Source organism: Salinibacillus aidingensis (assembly GCF_055393355.1).
On record NZ_AP043759.1, the window covers coordinates 1,981,756 to 2,002,200 of the forward strand.

20 protein-coding genes are annotated in these 20,445 nt (G+C 42.2%); 1 reads left to right on the forward strand and 19 read right to left on the reverse strand.

All coding sequences use genetic code 11. The features are described from left to right. Positions 1–33: 33 nt before the first annotated feature. From ACZ5OK_RS10725 to ACZ5OK_RS10770, 10 genes are all read right to left on the reverse strand, one after another. Complete coding sequence (locus ACZ5OK_RS10725) at positions 34–1,158, reverse strand: M20/M25/M40 family metallo-hydrolase (protein ID WP_343836788.1); 1,125 nt, start codon at positions 1,156–1,158, stop codon at positions 34–36. A 122-nt stretch (positions 1,159–1,280) separates the two neighbouring features. Then, entirely contained in the window at positions 1,281–2,822 is a 1,542-nt protein-coding gene (locus tag ACZ5OK_RS10730; protein WP_343836790.1) for an acyl-CoA carboxylase subunit beta, read from the reverse strand. Then, a complete protein-coding gene (mce, locus tag ACZ5OK_RS10735; RefSeq protein WP_343836793.1) occupies positions 2,822–3,646 on the reverse strand; it encodes a methylmalonyl-CoA epimerase in 825 nt (274 codons plus the stop codon). Before mce ends, ACZ5OK_RS10730 begins: the two co-directional genes overlap by 1 nt. Before the next feature lie 43 nt (positions 3,647–3,689). Beyond that, positions 3,690–5,339, reverse strand: a complete 1,650-nt coding sequence (locus tag ACZ5OK_RS10740) for an acyl-CoA mutase large subunit family protein (protein ID WP_343836796.1) — start codon at positions 5,337–5,339, stop codon at positions 3,690–3,692. A 211-nt stretch (positions 5,340–5,550) separates the two neighbouring features. Next, entirely contained in the window at positions 5,551–6,696 is a 1,146-nt protein-coding gene (locus ACZ5OK_RS10745) for an acyl-CoA dehydrogenase family protein (RefSeq protein ID WP_343836798.1), read from the reverse strand. 54 nt (positions 6,697–6,750) lie between these two features. Continuing rightward, positions 6,751–7,731, reverse strand: a complete 981-nt coding sequence (locus ACZ5OK_RS10750) for an NAD(P)H-dependent flavin oxidoreductase (RefSeq protein WP_343836800.1) — start codon at positions 7,729–7,731, stop codon at positions 6,751–6,753. A 21-nt stretch (positions 7,732–7,752) separates the two neighbouring features. Beyond that, complete coding sequence (locus ACZ5OK_RS10755; RefSeq protein WP_343836803.1) at positions 7,753–8,004, reverse strand: CoA transferase; 252 nt, start codon at positions 8,002–8,004, stop codon at positions 7,753–7,755. After that, positions 7,946–8,704, reverse strand: coding sequence for a CaiB/BaiF CoA transferase family protein (locus ACZ5OK_RS10760; RefSeq protein WP_343836805.1), 759 nt, complete (start codon positions 8,702–8,704; stop codon positions 7,946–7,948). The genes ACZ5OK_RS10755 and ACZ5OK_RS10760 overlap by 59 nt, the downstream gene beginning before the upstream one ends. 88 nt (positions 8,705–8,792) lie before the next feature. Next, a complete protein-coding gene (locus ACZ5OK_RS10765) occupies positions 8,793–9,950 on the reverse strand; it encodes a thiolase family protein (RefSeq protein ID WP_343836807.1) in 1,158 nt (385 codons plus the stop codon). A gap of 46 nt (positions 9,951–9,996) precedes the next feature. After that, entirely contained in the window at positions 9,997–10,602 is a 606-nt protein-coding gene (locus ACZ5OK_RS10770; RefSeq protein ID WP_464758177.1) for a TetR/AcrR family transcriptional regulator, read from the reverse strand. Positions 10,603–10,805: 203 nt separating this feature from the next. On the opposite strand from ACZ5OK_RS10770, the gene prli42 reads away from it, so the two are divergent. Next, the gene (gene prli42, locus ACZ5OK_RS10775; RefSeq protein ID WP_343836811.1) at positions 10,806–10,967 is read left to right on the forward strand and encodes a stressosome-associated protein Prli42; all 162 of its coding nucleotides are present in this window, start codon (positions 10,806–10,808) and stop codon (positions 10,965–10,967) included. A 58-nt stretch (positions 10,968–11,025) separates the two neighbouring features. Here prli42 and ACZ5OK_RS10780 read toward each other — a convergent pair whose 3' ends face one another. The 9 genes from ACZ5OK_RS10780 to ACZ5OK_RS10820 all read right to left on the reverse strand — a co-directional run bounded on the left by ACZ5OK_RS10780 (position 11,026) and on the right by ACZ5OK_RS10820 (position 20,436). Next, positions 11,026–11,979, reverse strand: coding sequence for an aromatic acid exporter family protein (locus ACZ5OK_RS10780; protein WP_343836813.1), 954 nt, complete (start codon positions 11,977–11,979; stop codon positions 11,026–11,028). Positions 11,980–12,085: 106 nt separating this feature from the next. After that, complete coding sequence (locus tag ACZ5OK_RS10785) at positions 12,086–12,523, reverse strand: BrxA/BrxB family bacilliredoxin (protein ID WP_343837734.1); 438 nt, start codon at positions 12,521–12,523, stop codon at positions 12,086–12,088. 565 nt (positions 12,524–13,088) lie between these two features. Continuing rightward, the gene (locus tag ACZ5OK_RS10790) at positions 13,089–13,268 is read right to left on the reverse strand and encodes a hypothetical protein (RefSeq protein ID WP_343836815.1); all 180 of its coding nucleotides are present in this window, start codon (positions 13,266–13,268) and stop codon (positions 13,089–13,091) included. A 108-nt stretch (positions 13,269–13,376) separates the two neighbouring features. Then, entirely contained in the window at positions 13,377–14,654 is a 1,278-nt protein-coding gene (locus tag ACZ5OK_RS10795) for a dihydrolipoamide acetyltransferase family protein (RefSeq protein ID WP_343836818.1), read from the reverse strand. An 87-nt stretch (positions 14,655–14,741) separates the two neighbouring features. Continuing rightward, positions 14,742–15,725, reverse strand: a complete 984-nt coding sequence (locus ACZ5OK_RS10800; RefSeq protein WP_343836820.1) for an alpha-ketoacid dehydrogenase subunit beta — start codon at positions 15,723–15,725, stop codon at positions 14,742–14,744. Between the two features lie 15 nt (positions 15,726–15,740). Beyond that, positions 15,741–16,733, reverse strand: a complete 993-nt coding sequence (locus ACZ5OK_RS10805) for a thiamine pyrophosphate-dependent dehydrogenase E1 component subunit alpha (protein ID WP_343836822.1) — start codon at positions 16,731–16,733, stop codon at positions 15,741–15,743. A 33-nt stretch (positions 16,734–16,766) separates the two neighbouring features. Further along, positions 16,767–18,188: a dihydrolipoyl dehydrogenase gene (gene lpdA / locus ACZ5OK_RS10810; RefSeq protein ID WP_343836824.1), complete on the reverse strand. Its 1,422-nt coding sequence runs from the start codon at positions 18,186–18,188 to the stop codon at positions 16,767–16,769. 20 nt (positions 18,189–18,208) lie between these two features. Further along, on the reverse strand, positions 18,209–19,300 hold the full coding sequence (buk, locus tag ACZ5OK_RS10815; protein WP_343837737.1) for a butyrate kinase: 1,092 nt from the start codon (positions 19,298–19,300) through the stop codon (positions 18,209–18,211). 41 nt (positions 19,301–19,341) lie between these two features. Continuing rightward, on the reverse strand, positions 19,342–20,436 hold the full coding sequence (locus ACZ5OK_RS10820; protein WP_343836826.1) for a Leu/Phe/Val dehydrogenase: 1,095 nt from the start codon (positions 20,434–20,436) through the stop codon (positions 19,342–19,344). Positions 20,437–20,445: the final 9 nt, after the last annotated feature.

A 20,445-nucleotide genomic window follows, 5' to 3' on the forward strand; every position in this document is an offset into this window, starting at 1 on the left:
AGAATGTCACATACTTGTTTTTTATACAGTCAATTATTTTGCAGCTTCTTCTATAATCGCCGCGACCAGTTCTGCAGCATTGACCAATTCGCTGACCGGCATGCGTTCATCTGTTGTATGAATTTCTTCATAACCAACAGCAAGGTTTACTGTAGGAATCCCATATCCTGAGATAACATTGGCATCACTTCCACCGCCACTTTTACGGGGAGTACTTGAACGACCAATTTTTTCGGCAGCACTTTTCACCACTTGAACAATCTGATCGTCTTCTTTATGCTTGAATCCCGGGTAAGCGACTTTTACTTCGACTTCTGCTTTTCCACCCATTTTTTCTGCCGTTTCTTCAAAAGCCGTTTTCATTTTCTCGACCTGTTCTTCCATTTTTTCTTTTTGAAGAGAGCGAGCCTCTGCGGAAATAGCTACATGGTCTGCAACAACATTCGTAGCCCCGCCGCCTTCAAATCGGCCAATATTAGCAGTTGTTTCCTCATCAATTCGGCCAAGAGGCATTTTGGCAATAGCCTTTGCAGCAATGGTGATAGCCGAAACTCCCTTTTCAGGTGCCACACCAGCATGAGCCTTTTTGCCAATAATGTCTGCATTAACCTTCGCCTGGGTCGGCGCAGCTATGACAACATCCCCTACCTGACCATCACTGTCAAGAGCGTACCCATATTTGGCTTTGACTAGTGAAGAATCCAAAGCTTTAGATCCCACTAATCCCGATTCCTCTCCTACTGTAATGACAAATTGGATATCTCCATGTTCAATGTTATTTTCTTTTATATTGCGAATGGCTTCAAACATCACTGCAAGCCCTGTTTTATCATCCGCTCCCAGGACAGTGGTTCCATCAGATACGATATACCCATCCTTGACAGAAGGTTTCACGCCTTTACCTGGGGCAACAGTATCCATATGTGAAGTGAAATAAATCGGTTCCGCTTCAGGCTTGGTACCTTTTAATGTACATATTAAATTATTTGAACCAAAACCTGTTTTTTCCTTTGCCTGATCTTCAGTGATTTCCAGGCCTAAATCTGAAAATTTCTTTTTTAATATATTGGAAATCTCTTCTTCGTGCTTAGTCTCAGAGTCGATTTGGACAAGCTCCAAAAACTCATTCAAAATCCGTTCCTGATCGACTGCTGTCATTTTGTTTTCCTCCTTAGGTAATCCCATTCCTGTTAAATAGTATTTGTAATTTAGTCCTTATCACTCTTTACTTTGCGTGATTAAGAATATATAAAATGAACGAATAAGTCAATTCATACCACTTATAATGGCATATTTCCATGTTTTTTCTTCGGTCTTTCCTCCGTTTTATTCTTTAACATGTCCAATGACTTAATCAGCGCTTGTCTTGTTTCTCTTGGTTCAATGACATCATCGACCATACCAAGCCCGGCTGCAACATAAGGATTGGCAAATTTCGCCCTGTATTCTGCAATTTTTGCCTGTCGTGTCGCCTCAGGGTCATCACTCTCTTTTATTTCTTTGGCAAAAATAATGTTAGCCGCGCCATCCGGTCCCATAACAGCAATCTCAGCGTTCGGCCATGCAAACACTAAATCCGCACCAATCGATTTACTATTTAAAGCTACATATGCCCCTCCATATGCTTTACGTGTGATAATCGTGATTTTTGGTACAGTCGCCTCTGAATACGCATACAAAATTTTAGCCCCATGTCGAATGATGCCTCCATGCTCCTGCTTAATTCCCGGGAAAAATCCGGTGACATCTTCAAACGTAATCAAAGGGATGTTAAAGGCATCACACATCCGGATAAATCTTGAAGCTTTGTCACTTGAGTCAATATCCAAACCACCAGCCATAAATTTAGGTTGATTGCAAACTAAACCAACAGGCTTTCCTTTCACCCTTGCAAATCCTACTACAATATTTTTGGCAAACTCCGGGTGAATCTCAAAAAAGGAATCCTGATCCACTACTTCTTCTACAATCGTTCGTACATCATATGGACGTACAGGATCAAAAGGAATTTTTTCATTAAGATCAGGTAAATCTTCCTCCTGGTCATCTACTTCTTTAACTGGAGGTTTTTCCTGATAATTAGATGGTAAGTAACTCATGAGCTTACGAACGCAATCGAGGGCCTCTTCTTCATTTTCAGCCTTTAAATGAGCATTTCCACTCTTTGTATTATGAACCTTAGCTCCCCCTAAATCCTCGGAGCTGATTTGTTCGCCTGTTACAGTTTCAATTACCTTTGGTCCCGTAATAAACATTTTTGAGGTTTTTTCCACCATAATGACAAAATCGGTAATGGCCGGGGAATAAACAGCTCCTCCCGCACTAGGACCCATAATGACAGAAATCTGCGGAATGACGCCGGAGTATATAGAATTTCGGTAAAAAACATGACCATATCCATCTAAGGATGCGACGCCTTCCTGAATTCTGGCACCACCTGAATCATTCAGACCTATAAAAGGGGTTCCATTTTTAGCGGCTAAATCCATGACAGCCGCAATCTTTTTCCCGTGCATTTCTCCAAGAGCCCCGCCATATACCGTGAAATCCTGGGCAAATAAATAGACATCACGCCCGTCGATTTTACCAAAACCAGTTACGACGCCTTCACCAGGTGCATCTTTCATGCCGAAATCACTTGTACGTGGTTCCATAAAAGGATTAAGCTCGACAAATGAGCCCTCATCCAGTAGGTAATCAATCCGTTCTCGTGCTGTCAATTTCCCCTTGTCCCGCTGTTTCTGAATTTTTTCATCACCCCCGCCAAGCTCAACTGATCGCCGTTTATCATAGAGTTCATTGATTTTATCAAAGATATCCATTACGAGTCCCCCTTGTGATTGCAAAGTTCGTATAATACGCCATTAGCTGCTTTCGGGTGAAGAAAGGCAATCTCTGCTCCATTCGCTCCCTTTTTGGGTTCCTCATTGATTAAAGGAATATTTTGATTACGGTAATGCTGTAAACGCTCACTTAAATCAGTTACCTCAAGAGCTATATGATGAATACCTTCCCCTTTTTTCTCAATAAATGAATGAATAGGAGAGGCATCCGATAAAGGTTCCAATAGTTCTATTGAGGTTTCCCCGATTTTAAAAAAGGCAACTTTTACACCTTCTGATGGAACCTTCTCAACACCGTGCAATTTCAAGCCTAAAACCTGATCATAAAAGGGCATCGTTTTCTCCAGGCTTTTTACCGCAATTCCGATATGAGAGATCTTCTCAGGAGGCTCCGTTCCCTTCATATCTTGCGGCGTAACCAGCTGCTTTATATAATTTGCAATATATTCCGTCGGTGTTCCCGGGGTAAATACCTTTTGAACCCCTTTTTCTTCTAAAAAAGGAATATCTTCTGCAGGAATAACACCACCGCCAATGACAGGTATATCCTCAGCCTGTCTTTCCTTTAATTGCTCGACTACTTTAGGAAACAACGACCGGTGGGCTCCTGACAGTGAGGAAAGACCCACAACATCTGCATCCTCCTGTACAGCAGCCTGTGCAATTTGTGCAGGTGACTGTCGCAGTCCTGTATAAATCACTTCCATCCCATGGTCACGTAAAACCTGCGCAATAATCAGTGCTCCCCGGTCATGTCCATCCAGGCCCGGTTTTGCAATCAGTGCGCGAATTTTTTTAGTCATGTGTATATCTCCCCTTTTGTCTCCATCCATGATTATTCAATGTTTAGCCCACGTATTCACCGAATTCTTGTCTTAAAACATTACAAATTTCACCGACAGAAGCGTAGGCTTTGACGGCATTTAAAATATATGGAATTAGATTTTCATTTGTGTTTTGGGCTGCTTCTTCCAAGTCATTTAAAGCTTGATTTACGTGTACCTGATTGCGTTCTTCTTTAACGTTTTGCAGGCTTTGAATTTGACTGCTCTCCAGTTCATCATCCACTTTAAGTAAATCAGGATTAACCTCTTCGTCCACTTGAAATTCGTTCAAACCAACAACAATTTCCTCTTCATTTTCTATGTTTTTCTGGGTTTCATAGGCAGCCTGATGAATTTCCCGTTGCATGTAGCCTTCTTCTACTGCCTGTACAGCGCCACCAAGCTCTTCAATTTTATCTAAATATTTTTCGACTTCTTCTTCCATCTGATCTGTCAACGATTCGACATAATAGGAACCTGCCAGTGGGTCAACAGTATCAGCGACACCGCTTTCATGAGCAATAATCTGCTGGGTACGAAGCGCAATTCGAGCAGACTCTTCAGTCGGTAAAGCCAAGGCTTCATCCCTGGAATTGGTGTGCAGGCTCTGTGTTCCGCCTAACACAGCTGATAGTGCCTGTAAAGTTACTCGTACAATGTTATTATCCGGCTGCTGAGCTGTAAGCGTTGAGCCACCTGTCTGTGTATGAAAACGGAGCTTCCAGCTTTTCGGGTTTTCTGCTCCATAGCGTTCCTTCATGATTTTTGCCCATAGTCTTCTTGCCACTCTAAATTTCGCCACCTCTTCAAAAAAGTTGTTATGCGCATTGAAAAAGAAAGCTAAACGTGGGGCAAACTGGTCTACTTCCAGTCCACTGTTTAAAGCCGCGTCCACATAGGCCATACCATTTGCCAGTGTAAAAGCGACTTCTTGAACAGCAGTCGAGCCTGCTTCCCGGATATGATAGCCGGAAATGCTGATGGTATTAAACTTAGGCACATACTGCTGACAATACTCAAAAATATTCGTAATCAAACGCATAGAAGGCTTAGGCGGAAAAATATATGTACCTCTGGCTATATATTCCTTTAAAATGTCATTTTGAATCGTTCCGGTTAATGCTTCCTTAGAAACCCCCTGTTTTTCCCCAACAGCTATGTACATGCACAATAAAACAGAGGCCGGTGCATTAATCGTCATCGATGTACTGACCTGATCCAAAGGAATTTTGTCTAATAAATCCTCCATATCTTTAAGGGTATCAATCGCAACCCCCACTTTTCCGACTTCCCCCTCAGACATCGGATCGTCGGAGTCATAACCAATCTGTGTAGGTAAATCAAATGCCACAGAAAGGCCGGTTTGTCCCTGATCCAGCAAATAACGAAAACGCTCGTTTGTTTCCTTTGCAGAACCAAAGCCGGCGTATTGACGCATGGTCCAGAACCTGCTCCGGTACATGGTAGGCTGTATCCCTCTTGTGTACGGGTATTGCCCAGGAAATCCCAATTTTTCTACATATTTCTCATCTTTATTTTCCGGTGTGTATAATCGTTCTACTTCGATGTCAGAACTGGTTTGAAATGAGTCTTTTCGTTCGGGAAAACGATGAGTAGCCTTTTCAACCGCTTTTTCCCATTCCTGTTGAGCCTGTTTAGGATCTTTATTCATCATGGAACCTCCTTCACGTTGTCCTAATCCTAATAAATTCGATAAAAAATCATAAATTCCTATTAACTAGAGGAAATCTATTCTATTTTATTTGTCAAAATGGGCTTGCATCATTTTGTTTAAAATAACTGAACCAAACCAAGGTGCCTCTTCACATGAGTGTAATGCGTCATGTAAACGAGGCACCTTAAAAATTCACATCCTTATATCGTTATAACCCCATATTTTTCGCAATAATATTTTTCATGATTTCATTGGTGCCGGCGTAAATCGAAGTGACTGCAACATCCCGATATCTGCGGGCGATCTCATATTCTTCCATATACCCAAAGCCCCCAAAAAGCTGCATGCATTCAACAGCTGCCTTCTGGGCCAGGTCTGTCGTCCACCATTTTGCCATCGATACTTCATCAACAATTTCCTCTCCGGCCATGTGCTCTTCCACTAATCGATCCACAAAGGTTCTTCCAATCGAAAGCTCGGTGTTCAGTTCGGCCAGCTTAAATTGGGTGTTTTGAAATTTGCTGATCCTTCTGCCAAAGGCTTCCCGCTCTCTGACATAATCAATCGTCAGATCCAGCATTCTTTCAATTCCGGCTACTGTCTGTATAGCCACCATTAAACGTTCCTGCTGTAATTGATTCATTAAATAATAGAACCCTTTTCCTTCTTCACCTAATAAATTTGCAGCGGGAACACGGGCATCTTCAAAAATGAGTTCACTGGTATCATTGGCATGCTGACCGACTTTGTTCAATTTTTTCCCTCGTTTAAAACCTGGCGTACCCCTTTCAACAACAATCAGACTAATCCCTTTATGGGGCGGATATGCTTTAGGATCAGTTTTGCATACCACTACGGCTAAATCTGCAGAATGCCCGTTTGTAATAAAGGTTTTTTCCCCATTAATGATGTAGTCATCACCATCACGGATGGCTGTTGTTTTGACAGCTGCTAAATCCGAACCCGCACCTGGTTCAGTCATAGCGATTGCGGAAATCATTTCACCCGTTGTTGCTTTGGGCAGCCAGCGATTTTTCTGTTCCGCATTCCCGTATGTTTCAATATATGGAATGACGATATCATTATGAAGGCCAAATCCTGTCATAGCCGTCCCGATTTTCTCAAATTCCTCAGATATGACAACGGAATAACCGAAATCAGCGTTTAACCCTCCATACTTTTCGTCAACTTGCGGACATAAAAAGCCTTGCTCCCCTGCCTTTTTCCAAAAGGATCGCGGAACCTGTTTATCCTGTTCCCATTGTTGATAGAAAGGAGCGGCTTCTTTTGCCAGAAACTTCTGTAAGGACTCTCTGAAAATCTCATGTTCCTCTTTTAAAAATGGTCTTTTCATAAAATCCCCCCTGTCTTCAGTAAGATGGTGATAGGGACTCCAAAATCACGCGGATTACACGGTCTCTTCTTTTTTCCGGGATACTTTTTCAATAGCACTTTTATATTCCGTTTTTAATTCTTCTACGATGTCCGCAACAGGCTGGGTTCGATTAATGGCACCCACTCCTTGACCTGCACCCCAGATATCCTTCCAGGCTTTTACGTCCTTATTTCGTAATTCCGAGAAATCTATGGTTTCTTTTTTCTTAAGATTTGCAGGATCCATACCTGCCTTTTCAATACTTGGTACGAGGTAATTGGCATTCACACCGCTAAAAGCGTCTGTATAGATAATGTCCTCAATGGATGAATCAACAATCATATCTTTATAAGCATCCTGAGCTGAGCTTTCCACTGATGGAATAAAACGGGTTCCCATATAGGAAAAATCAGCACCAAGCACTTCCGTTGCCAGAATATCTTCACCTTTTGTCATTCCGCCTGATAAAGCGATGGGACCATCAAAAAATTCCCGAACCTCATGCACAAACGAAATCGGATTAAAGGTTCCGGCATGCCCGCCTGCACCACTGGCAACAAGAACAAGACCATCTGCCCCTTTTTCTATCGCCTTCTCAGCATACTTAATATTAATCACATCCGAGAACACAACTCCTCCGTATTGATGAACAATTTCAGCTACAGGTCCCGGATCTCCCAAAGAAGTAATCACGACTGGCGGCTGATACTTTTCGATTAAATTTAAATCTTCCACATAACGTTTATTCGACCTATGTACAATAAAGTTGATTCCCCAAGGTCCTATTTTCTGATGAGGGTTTTCTTCTTTTAATTGTTGAAGTTCAGAGGTAATTTCCTTCATCCAATCCTCTAAAATTTCACCAGTTCGAGCGTTTAAGGCTGGAAAAGTACTAATAACTCCTGATGCACAACCATTAATCACCATTTTTGGATTATTAATTAAAAACATAGGGGCAATCATTACAGGAATATCTACGGAACCCCTCAATTCTTTTACAGTCTGATTAACCATTTCAATCACCTTTCTATAAGTTTATTTCTTTTTCACACCGAATTGACATAAAATTTGCTTTGTATGCTCTCCATGTTCAGGCGCTTGCGATCGAATTGTACCTGGTGTTTCAGATAGCTTTATCGGTATACCTGGGTGCTGAACGGAATTCGTTTGCTGAGGAATATTCTGAAGCATTTGCCGGGCTGAAACCTGCGGGCTGGCAATCACTTCATTAAAGGTATGAACCGGACTGACACAACCAGCGATCATCCTTTGTTTGATAAACTTCATAGCAGGCAAGGGCACCACTTAACGTCTGTTTGCCCCTTTCCGGCTCGATATGGTTTGTTAAGTATCCAGGAAGCAGTATTTGCAGCCAGGATAGAACTCCATCTAGCATAGAGATATCAACAAATTGCCCTCTTCCTGACTTTCCTCTTTCAATTAAAGCAAGTAATATGCCAATTGCTGCAGGCAGTGCACCTCCACCAATATCCGCGATTTGAGCTGCAGGGACGACGGGCTTTCCATCTCGCTCCCCCATCAAATTTAATAAACCGGCATAGCTTATATAATTAATATCATGACCTGGTTTATCCCTATAAGGACCTGTTTGCCCATAACCTGTAATGGAACAGTAAATTAATCCCGGGTTAATATCCCTTAGGGTTTGATAATCCAGACCCAGTTTTTCCATCACACCGGGTCGAAAGGACTCCACAACGATATCGGTTTCTTCCACTAAGCGTAGAAAGTATTGCTTTTCTTCAGGACTTTTTAAATTTAAACAGATGCTTTTTTTATTTCTGTTCAGAGAATGAAAAAAGGCGCTTTTCTCATCAATTTTTGGCTCATAAGCTCTGGCATAATCCCCCATCATTGGATCCTCAACCTTTATGACTTCAGCGCCAAAGTCGGCTAACAGCATCGTACAGTATGGACCAGGTAATAATCGTGTTAAGTCGAGAACACGAATCGATTTTAATGGCACTATCTGTCCCCCTTACTCTTATTTCCTATGTCCGTGTGAACACCTAAGCATTTCTTTGTCCTGCTAAGTCTTCCGGATTGTCTTCGCTTTACTGTTCATCCAGTCTTTCTATAATGGTTGCATTTGCCATTCCATGACCTTCGCACATCGTCTGCAGTCCATATCGACCGCCTGTTCTTTCCAGTTCATGCAATAACGTAATCATCAAGCGTCCTCCGCTGGCCCCTAATGGATGCCCTAAAGCAATGGCCCCTCCACTCACATTTAATTTATCCGGATCTGCTCCGGTTTCCTTGAGCCACGCCAACGGAACGGAAGCAAAGGCCTCATTCACCTCAAATAAATCAATATCATGAATCGATAGCCCGGCTTTTTCCAATACCTTTTCCGTCGCGGGGATAGGTCCTGTTAACATAAGGGTCGGATCAGAACCGGTTACGGATCTGGCAACGACACGAAACCGCGGTTTTAATCCCAGTTCCTCTGCTTTTTCTCTGGACATCATAAGAATTGCATTTGCCCCGTCACTTATCTGACTGGAATTCCCTGCTGTAATATTCCCTTCTTCTTTAAAGGATGGCTTTAAAGAACTCAGCTTCTCCAGACTTGTATTCTCTCTCGGTCCTTCATCATCTTTCATAGCTGCAGAAGTTCCATCTGGGAGGTTTACTTCTAATGGCATAATCTCCTTATCAAACCGTCCCTCTTTTCTCGCCTGTACGGCCTTTCGATGACTTTCCAGAGAAAATTCATCGAGCTCCTTACGGCTAAATTCCCATTTCTCTGCAATTCGGTCAGCGGATAAGCCCTGATGGATCATTTCATACTTAGAAGTCAATTCCTCACTAAAGTCAGCATCCAGACGATTCGAGCCTATAGGAACCCGTGACATACTTTCCACACCACCTGCCACGACGATATCCATATCTCCACTTAAAATAGCCTGTGCAGCAAAATGTACAGCTTGCTGGCTGGAACCGCACTGACGATCAATGGTTGTACCTGGAACCTCCATGGGATAGTCAGCCATTAACGCGGATATTCTGGCTATATCCAGCGCCTGTTCGCCGACCTGGGATACACAGCCTAAGATGACGTCATCTATCAGTTCTGCTGAAATCCCAGCCCTTTTCACCACTTCCTTAAGCGGTTTTGCAGCCAGTTCATCTGCCCGAATCCCGCTTAATAGTCCGTTACGTTTACCTACAGGAGTTCTTACTGCTTCTACAATCACCGCTTCTCTCATAAGCATTCTCCCCTCTCTCTGTAATCTCTTTCATTTTTCTGAATAGTTATGGCTGTGAAGAACCCTTTTTCAGGATACGAAGCAAATAATCACTAATCAGATCAGCTATTTCTGTTTTACTTTTTTGTCCCTCAAAGGAGTACCACTCAATGACCGAATTTAATGCCCCCAGAATAAGATTGCGAACAATTTTTACATTTACATTTTGAAAGACTCCTGCCTCAATACCTTTCAGAATAAGCTGGTCAATATAACGACTATATTGATCACGCAGGGACAGAATTTCTTTTAACGGATCACCGGAAAACAACTGTTCAGGCTTGGCGCCAATTTCAAAACCAGTGCGCTCTTTCAGCAGATATTCAACATGAAGCGTTAACACTTTATGCAATTTTTCCTGTAATTCACTTTTTTCCTCTATGATGGTTTCTATATTATGTATGCTCTGCTCCAAAAGCATTTTTTGGCTCTGGTAAAGAAGGTCCTGCTTATCCTTAAAGTAGTAATATACAGATCCTTTTGTCATCAGCAGCTTTGAAGCAATCTCCTCCATTGTTGTCGCATGAAAGCCTCTTTCGCCAATGATGCTCACGGCTGACTGAATAATCTCTTTCTTTTTCTTTGCGGCTTTTCGTTCACGTAATGACAACATGCTCACTTCCCTGAAAAATCAAATAATTTAGTTAATTCGATTCTATATATTCATTTTTTGACTGTCAAGTTAATTTTCTAAAAATTAACTCACCTTTCAATAATTATATACCTGAAGCAGGACCATTTTTCAGAGTCACATCTTGTCCTTTCTGCCGTTTCACTGTAAAATATAAGAAGGATTATGTAAGGGGGACGAAAAGAATGGCAAAAGCGAAGAAGAAAAAGAATAATCAAAATACAGCTGTTCAAACGAAACCGAAAAAGTCAAAAAGAGAAAAGCGTATGAAAGTCGTTATATATTTAATGGTTATTGCCATGCTTTTAAGCTCATTGCTTGCCGGTGCAGGAATGTGGTTAACCTAAGTACTCCGGAAAAAAACAAGCCCTTAACGTTTTCACTAAAAACGATAAGGGCTTTTGTTTATTTTAAAATGTGTTTTGTATGTTTTTTAATAATCAGGTATTGTTCAATTTCGTTTAACAAGGTAAATAAACTGGCACGAACTTCGAATTCTTCTCTTGTTTTTGGCAGCTCTGTATGTCTGAACGTTTCACGTAATTTCTTCAATCTATCTAAATAAATATGCGCCGTGTTCCCAGGGTGAATACCCTCTGCCAAATCATCAAAAAAACCAGCCATTTCTTTTGCCTGATCATTTACACTGGAAATCCGGCTAATCAGCGGGAGCATTCTTTCCAATACCTCGAATTGCTTAGAACGCATACGAAAGTAATAATGATACGTATGATGGCTTCGTAATAAATGATTTTCAACATCCTGGTAGGCTAAAGCACTCGCCTTTTCAAGATCATTGGCAGCTTCATTAAACTCTTTTCCTGTCCAGCTCTCATCGCCTGTTTCTAAAAACCTGGCAATTTCTTTTAAAATGATTCTAAAGTTCTCTTCCACTCTTTGTTGCATATTCTTTAAATTATCCTCAAGGGAAGGCATATATAAATTCAGGATTAATGCCGTTCCTATTCCGACAGAAATTAACACAACTTCATTCCAGATCAAATCTAAGGTAATGGAATTAGAACCATATAAATGCAAAATAATAACTGAACTCGTTACAATACCTTCAGTAATTTTTAATTTGACTGTGGCAGGTATAAATAATAACAGCAAAATTCCAATAGCAATTGGATGATAGCCAATAAGTAGTTCAAAGACAGCAAAACTGAATACCATGGCTAACAGACAGGCTGCATAACGATGCCAGGAAGCCAGCACAGAGCGTTTTCTCGTCACTTTAATACATAAAATAACCAATATACCCGCAGAGATATAGTTTTCCAATTGAAGTAATTGTGCGATGAAGATAGCAATCGGTGTACCAATTGCTGTTTTTAATGTTCGGTAGCCAATTTTCACTGCAAAGTTGACCCCTTTTGTTTATTTTTTTCTTACCTATTATTTGGTATCTATAAGCCGTTTACTCCTCAACAAAAGAAAAAGGGATGGCTGTTAACCATCACCTTTATACTTCTTCACAATATTCATCAAACAGGTTCTGCAGCTGGTTGACAACTTCATGAGGCTCTGAAGATTCAATTTCATGACGCTCGACCATTTTTAAAATCTTTCCATCTTTAAGTAATGCAAAGGATGGAGAAGATGGTTCATATCCTTCAAAGTACTCTCGAGCTCTGGATGTGGCTTCCCGGTCCTGTCCCGCAAATACTGTATACAGGTGCTCCGGACGCTTATCATAATGAACAGCGTTTGCTGCTGCCGGACGGGCTACTCCTCCTGCACAACCACATGTTGAATTTACCATAACCATTGCTGTACCATTCTGTTTCATTGCTGCGTCAACTTCTTCAGGAGTCTTCAGTTCTTCATACCCCACAGAAGTTACTTCTTCTCTGGCTTTATCTACAATGTCCTGCATAAATAGGTTAAAATCCATAAGTATTCATCTCCTTCCAGATGATCTAAGTATACCAATATCATACCAACATTGGATAAAACTTTCAAATAGAAGGTATAACAAAGGCGGAAGCGCCCGTTTGTCCAGCTGCGGCTCCTAGGTCAAGGCGGATATAAGACAAAGACATTACGTGGCCAAAAACATGCCACTCCATGTCTTCGTCTTATCCCGCATGACCTGAACAGTCGCCTCCGCTTTTCTATTAGCGACGTACAGACTGGACTGAGCCGGAGGAGATAAAGTGAAACTTCAATCCGTGGGGGTTCATCCCCCACGGATTGCTAGTTGAACAAATCGGGTGTTTACTGGCTGTTGACCCCCACTTATTTCTTACAGGGGGTCTTACAGCCAGTTAACACGCGGAAAAGGAAACACGGCGAACAGCGTGAGTCGATGTTGACATATCGGACGAGGTGAAGGAAGTCTCGCTAGTCGGTGGAGCCGGACGTGGCCTATCATGATTCCTTATCTACAATAAGCTGTTTTTAATTACAATTCCATATAAACAAAAGGGCAGATTCCTCAGTAAGAATCTGCCCTAATTAAATCATTAAGATAACTGGCTGGTCTGATGGTTTTGTGTCTGGTTCTGACTTTGGCCGCCCATTCCAGTCATTTTCTGAGCCATTTTACCCACGCCATTACCTTGACGCATACTGTAAAAAGCAGCAGCACCAATTCCAACGGATGCAAGGATTGGTAACCAATTTCTTCTTTGTTGATTGGCCATCCCTATCAACCTCCTTCATCCATTTAGAATTCCCAGTGAGTGATAAAACATTTGAAGATAAATTTGTTAATTTCTGTTGTTTTATAGAAGGCTATATGACAACATTTGTTAATAAACGGAAGTACTATCCGATGACATATTTTCCAGAATTTCTTTCAACCGCTTCAAGAAGTTTCCACAGACCAGACCATCTAAAATACGGTGATCAAGGGATAAACAAAGGTTTACCATATGTCTGGCAGCAAACATTCCATTGATAATCACAGGCTTCTCAACAATGGATTCAACCTGTAATATGGCTGCCTGAGGATGGTTAATAACCCCCATGGACTGTACGGATCCAAACGAACCGGTATTATTAACTGTAAATGTTCCACCTTGCATATCATCCTGAGTCAGTTTTCCGCTCCTGGCCTTAGAAGCAAGGTTGTGGATATCTTTAGCAATGCCTTTAATACTCTTCTCATCCGCATTTTTAATAACCGGTACAAACAATTCCTGATCCTTTGCTACAGCAATTGATAGATGAATGTCCTTTCGCTGAATAATTTTATCTCCAGCCCAGGTACTGTTTAATTGCGGATATTCCTTAAGCGCCTGTGCAACAGCTTTTACAAAAAAGGCAAAGTAAGTAAGACTGAAGCCTTCCTTCTGTTTAAACTCATTTTTCAGTTCATCTCTTGCCTTTACTAAGTCTGTTACATCAGCCTCAACCATCATCCATGCATGAGGAATCTCCTGCTTAGACCGGACCATGTTTTGAGCAATGGCTTTACGCACTCCTGTTACAGGAATTTCGATATCTCCATCTCCTGAAGTAACAGAATCCGTCGGAGATACTGTCTGTTTTTCGGAATCCTTAACAGGCTCTGTGACATCTCTGTCTGATTTTCCCGAGCCTGGCTGAGAGGCTGGTTTAGGTATATCACCTGTTTGAATGATCTTTTCTAAATCTTTTCGTGTAATACGTCCTCCACGACCAGACCCTTCAACATGATTCAAATCAATATCATGCTCCTGTGCTAAGCGAAGTACAGCTGGTGAATAGCGTTTTTTCATCGGCTTTTCCTCAAAATGATCCACTGCTTCCTCTGTTTGTGCAGCTGTAGTTTCTTCCGCTTGCGTTTCAGTAGCTTCTGAACTTCCTTCCGTCTCTATATAACACATTAAGTCCCCAACAGAAATCGTATCGCCTTCTGATGCAACGAGCTCTGTTATTTTTCCTGTAAAGGATGATGGTACTTCCGCATTCACTTTATCCGTCATAACCTCAGCTATCGGATCATATTTATTCACCTGGTCACCTTCACTCACAAGCCAGGTACTGATTGTTCCCTCAGTTACACTCTCTCCAAGCTGAGGCATGTGTATTCTTTCCGTTGCCATCTTATCCCTCCTTTTGTTTTCAGACTAAACGGTCGCCTTCGCTTTTCTTTGTCCAGCTGCGGCTCCCGGTCGCCTCCGCTTTTCTACCTAAAATTCTGCTAGTTCCCGCATGGCTTTTTCGGTTTTTTCCGGGTTGATCATAAAATACTTTTCCATTGGAGGCGCAAAAGGCATCGCGGGTACATCTGGTCCTGCGAGTCGTTGTACGGGTGCATCTAAATCAAACAAGCAGTTTTCCGAAATGATTGCTGAAACTTCACTTAGTATACTGCCTTCTTTATTATCTTCAGTGACCAGCAGCACTTTTCCCGTTTTTCTCGCTGCCTCAATAATCGCTTCTTTATCGAGAGGATAAACCGTCCGCAAATCTAAAATGTGTGGGGAAATCCCCTCTTCCTCTAGCTTTTCAGAAGCCTGAAGAGCAAAATGAACACCGAGGCCATATGTAATGACGGTAATATCTGTTCCTTCTCGTTTAACATCGGCTTTTCCAATAGGCAATACATAATCATCCTCAGGTACATCACCTTTTAATAGTCGATAGGCACGCTTATGTTCAAAAAATAAAACAGGATCTTCATCCCTTATAGCTGCTTTAAGTAGTCCTTTTGCATCATACGGGGTGGATGGCATGACGATTTTAAGGCCGGGCTGATTGGCAAACACCGATTCCACTGACTGGGAATGATATAAAGCACCGTGCACGCCCCCGCCATAAGGAGCTCGAATAGTAATCGGGCAATGCCAGTCATTGTTTGAACGATAACGAATTTTGGCTGCTTCGGATATAATCTGATTGACAGCAGGCATAATAAAGTCTGCAAATTGCATTTCGGCAACAGGCCTCATGCCATACATAGCTGCTCCAATCCCCACTCCGGCAATAGCCGATTCTGCCAGAGGTGTATCGATCACCCGTTCTTCGCCAAACTCGTCATAGAGACCGTCAGTGGCCCTGAACACGCCACCTTTTTTCCCGACGTCCTCACCTAAAACAAAAACCTTCTCGTTTCGCCTCATTTCCTCCTGCATCGCTTGAGTCACAGCTTGAATATATGATATTACAGGCATCGTTATCCCCCTCCTTTACTCTGCATAGACATAACGCAGGGTGCTTTCCGAATCAGCATACGGTGCGTTTTCTGCGTATTCCGTGGCTTCATTTACCATTTTATCTATTTCTGAATGAAGCTCGTTTTCGATGTCATCGGTTAAAATGCCATTTTGCTTTAAATAGTCGCCAAATGTAATTAAAGCATCCTTCTTTTTAGCTTCTTCCACTTCTTCCTTTTCACGGTAGGTCCGGTCGTCATCATCACTTGAATGGGCAGTAAACCTGTAGGATACCGTTTCAATTAAAGTTGGTCCCTCTCCATTCACAGCACGTTGTCTGGCATCCCGGACAGCTTCATAAACAGCTAATGGATCATTGCCATCTATGGTTACTCCCGGCATACCGTATCCCTGGGCTCGATCGGAGACAGATTTACTTCCAAGCTGTTTTTCTAATGGGACGGATATGGCATATTTATTATTTTCGACCATAGTAATCACAGGTAATTTGTGGACACCAGCAAAATTTAAGCCTTCGTGGAAATCGCCCTGGTTAGAAGATCCCTCTCCTAACGTTACAAAGGAAGCAATGTCTTTCTTTTCCATCTTGGCTGCTAAAGCAACTCCTACAGCATGGGGAACCTGGGTGGTTACCGGCGATGATCCAGTTAAAATCCGGTTTTTCCTTTGACCAAAATGACCTGGCATCTGACGTCCGCCGGAATTAGGGTCTTCAGCTTTCGCAAATCCTGACAGCATTAATTCTTTTGCAGTCATTCCAAAAGCCAATACCACTCCCAGATCACGATAATAAGGAGCAACATAATCCTGATCACGATCCAATGCAAAGGATGCTCCCACCTGTGCGGCTTCCTGTCCCTGACAGGAGATAACAAACGGAATCTTTCCTGCCCGATTTAACAGCCACATTCTTTCATCTATTTTTCTGGCCAGAAGCATGTGCCTATAGATATCCAGCACCTGCTCATCTGTCAATCCCAATGATTTGTGGCGATTTTGTGTCATCAATACCCCTCCTTTAATAACTTCTGCTTATCATTATCCGTGTATCTGCTTTCCATCAACGGCTAAAGCTGCTTCTCCCATCCCCTCTGTTAAGGATGGATGAGGATGAATCGTTTCGGATAACTCCCATGGTGTGGCATCCAGCACTTTGGCAAGCGTCCCTTCCGTAATCATGTCTGTCACATGAGGACCAATCATATGAACGCCCAACAGATCATCACTGTTTCTATCAGCTACAATTTTTACAAAACCATCTGATTCACCTTGAACGAGGGCTTTCCCAATGGCTTTAAAAGGAAATTTCCCGATTTTAACTTCATACCCTTGATCTTTCGCTTCCTGTTCTGTCAGACCAACACTGGTTGCCTCAGGATTTGAGTAAATACAGGTTGGTATTTCCTCCTGTTTCAATGGATAAGGTTCTTCGTTTGCCATATGCTCAACAGCAAGCTTCCCTTCATGTGATGCCACATGGGCCAGCTGCAAGCCGCCAATCACATCTCCAATGGCATAAATATGGGATTCTTTAGTCTGATAGTATGAATTCGTTTGTATAACTCCCTGCTCAGCTTGAATATCAGTATTTTCCAGACCAATGTTCTCGATATTGGCTGAACGGCCGACTGACACCAGCAGCTTACTGGCAGTAAAGTCTTTTCTCTGCCCCTTCTTTTCTGCTGAAATTTGAACACCATTCTCCTTCTTTAGCGTGTCTGGAAGGACTTTAGCACCCGTTTCAATTTTAATTCCTTTCTTCTTCAGTAATCGGGTCATTTCTTTAGATATATCCTGATCCTCAGCAGGGAGAATACGGTCTGCATATTCAAGAATCGTCACGTCAACACCAAAGTCGGCAAGCATAGATGCCCATTCGATGCCGATTACGCCTCCACCTACAATAATCATTGATTCCGGAAGCTCCTCAAGTTCCAATGCTTCATCTGAAGTTAAGACAAATTTTCCATCAATATCTAAACCGGGAAGTGTATTCGGCCTGGATCCCGTTGCAATGAGTACATTTTTAGGAACGAGCATGGCATTTTCCTCGCCATTGTTCATTTCAACGGATATCGTTCCAGGGACTGGTGAAAAAATACTCGGACCTAATATACGGCCAAATCCTTCAAAAATATCGATTTTACCTCTTTTCATCAGCGACTGGACACCTGTATGTAATTGATCGACAATTCTTTGTTTTCGTTCTTGAACTTTAACGAAATTTATTTTGGGGGATGTTAGTTCAATTCCGTATTCGGCTGCCTCTTTAGCCTGACGAAATACCTCAGCACTGCGCAATAAGGCCTTGGATGGAATACAACCTTTATGAAGACACGTTCCTCCAAGGTTGCCCTTCTCAACGATAGCGGTTTTTAATCCTAGTTGACTGGCCCTTATAGCAGCCACATATCCCCCTGTTCCACCACCAAGAATGACTAAATCATAGTCTTCTGCCATTTTCTTTCACTCCTTTCTATCTATATAGACTGTGGATAAGTCTTAGGGTCCTCTTCCCCATTTAAAACGCGTAAGGTCCCTTCAGCCAACGCCAGCAGTTCATCCTCTCCTGGGTACGTCCAAATATCCGCAATCCATTTCACCCGTTTTTTAATCATATCTACAAAGGATTCATCATAAGCGAGTCCGCCTGTAAGGACAATTGCATCTACTTTACCTTCTAATACCACCGATGCACTGCCGATTTCCTTAGCTACCTGATAGGCCATAGCCTCATAAACTTCTTCCGCTTCCTTATCACCGTGCTTGATTCGCTTTTCCACTTCCCGGGCATCATTGGTTTTCAGGTACCCCATCAGACCACCATGACCAACAATTTTTTTCATCATTTCGTCTATAAAATACTCCCCGCTGAAGCTTAAGGAAATTAAATCACCGGCAGGTACTGTACCTGCTCTTTCTGGTGAAAACGGTCCATCACCATGGAGACCATTATTCACATCCACAACCCGGCCTTTTTTATGGGCACCTACTGTAATACCCCCACCCATATGTGTGACAACAAGATTCGTTTCCTCGTACCGCTTATTTAAATCTACGGCAGCTTTACGGGCCACAGCTTTTTGATTCAATGCATGAAAAATACTTTTACGTGGAATTTCCGGAACACCTGAATATCTCGCCAGGTCTTCCAATTCATCAACCACAACAGGGTCTACGATAAATGCCGGAATGTTTAAGCCTAAAGCTATTTCATGGGCTATAATCCCTCCCAGGTTAGAAGCATGCTTTCCATTATAGCCTTCCTTTAAATCCTTGAGCATCTGGTTATTAACAGTATAAGTTCCTCCTTTGATGGGGCGCAGAAGTCCCCCTCGCCCGCAAACGGCATCCAGCCTGGAAATATTTATCCCTTCATAATCCAGATGCTCTAAGATCATTTGCTTTCTGAAATCATATTGATCAAACAGGTTTGGAAAGGAATTTATTTCATCGGATGAATGTCTGATGGTTTTTTCAAATATACACTGATGATTATCAAAAACACCCATCTTTGTAGAGGTTGAGCCTGGGTTGATCACTAAAATTCGAAAGTTCTTTTGCTGCAACATAATAACCTCCAATGATTTCACATGCGTACATACATCATTCGTTATCTCCTGGATATCACGTGGTGTTCATCCTGTAAAAAAGTACTTCTGGATTTGTGCAGACCTGAAATTCTTTCTTCTGCCATACGGTCAGCAGCAACATTGGCTGGAATATGATCACGTTTGGAAATCTCAAACACTTTTGTAATGTTGTCATAAAGGGTCTCGATTTTTTTCATTGCCCTTTCCCGATTATATCCATAAAGCTCATCAGCAACATTGATGACCCCTCCAGCATTAATTACATAATCAGGTGCATAGACAATTCCCTTTTCATATAAAACATCTCCATGTCTCGACTCTGCTAATTGATTGTTAGCTGAGCCAGCAACTACTTTAGCTGACAACCTGGGTATGGTTTCATCATTAATTGTTGCGCCTAAAGCACATGGAGCATAAATATCACAGTCCACATCATATATATCATCTGGATCGACAGCTTTTGCCTCAAAATCATCCACAGCTCTCTGAACGGCATTCTTATCAATATCTGTAACGACCAGCTGTGCTCCTTCTTCATGAAGATGCCTGCAGAGCTGATAAGCAACATTACCGACTCCTTGTACGGCGACAACTCTTCCTTCAAGACTGTCTGTTCCAAAGGCTTCCTTTGCTGCAGCCTTCATTCCCCGATAAACACCATAAGCAGTTGCCGGAGAAGGATTTCCGGATGAACCAAAGGCAGGGGAAATTCCTGTTACATAATTGGTTTCCTGATATATAGTATCCATATCGTGTACCGTCGTCCCTACGTCTTCTGCTGTGATATAACGGCCACCCAGCCCCTGAATATAACGACCGAATGCTCGAAACATCGCTTCATTTTTATCCTTTTTAGGGTCACCTATAATGACCGTTTTACCTCCGCCAAGATTCAGTCCTGCAGCCGCATTCTTATAGGTCATCCCCTTTGACAGTCTTAATGCATCAATCAAAGCATCTTCCTCTGATTCATAGGTCCACATTCTCGTTCCCCCAAGTGCCGGACCCAGTGATGTATCATGGATGGCAATGATTGCTTTCAAACCTGATGCCTGATCCTGACAAAACAGAACCTGTTCATACTCATCATGTTCCATATACTTAAATAATTCCATAAAGATATC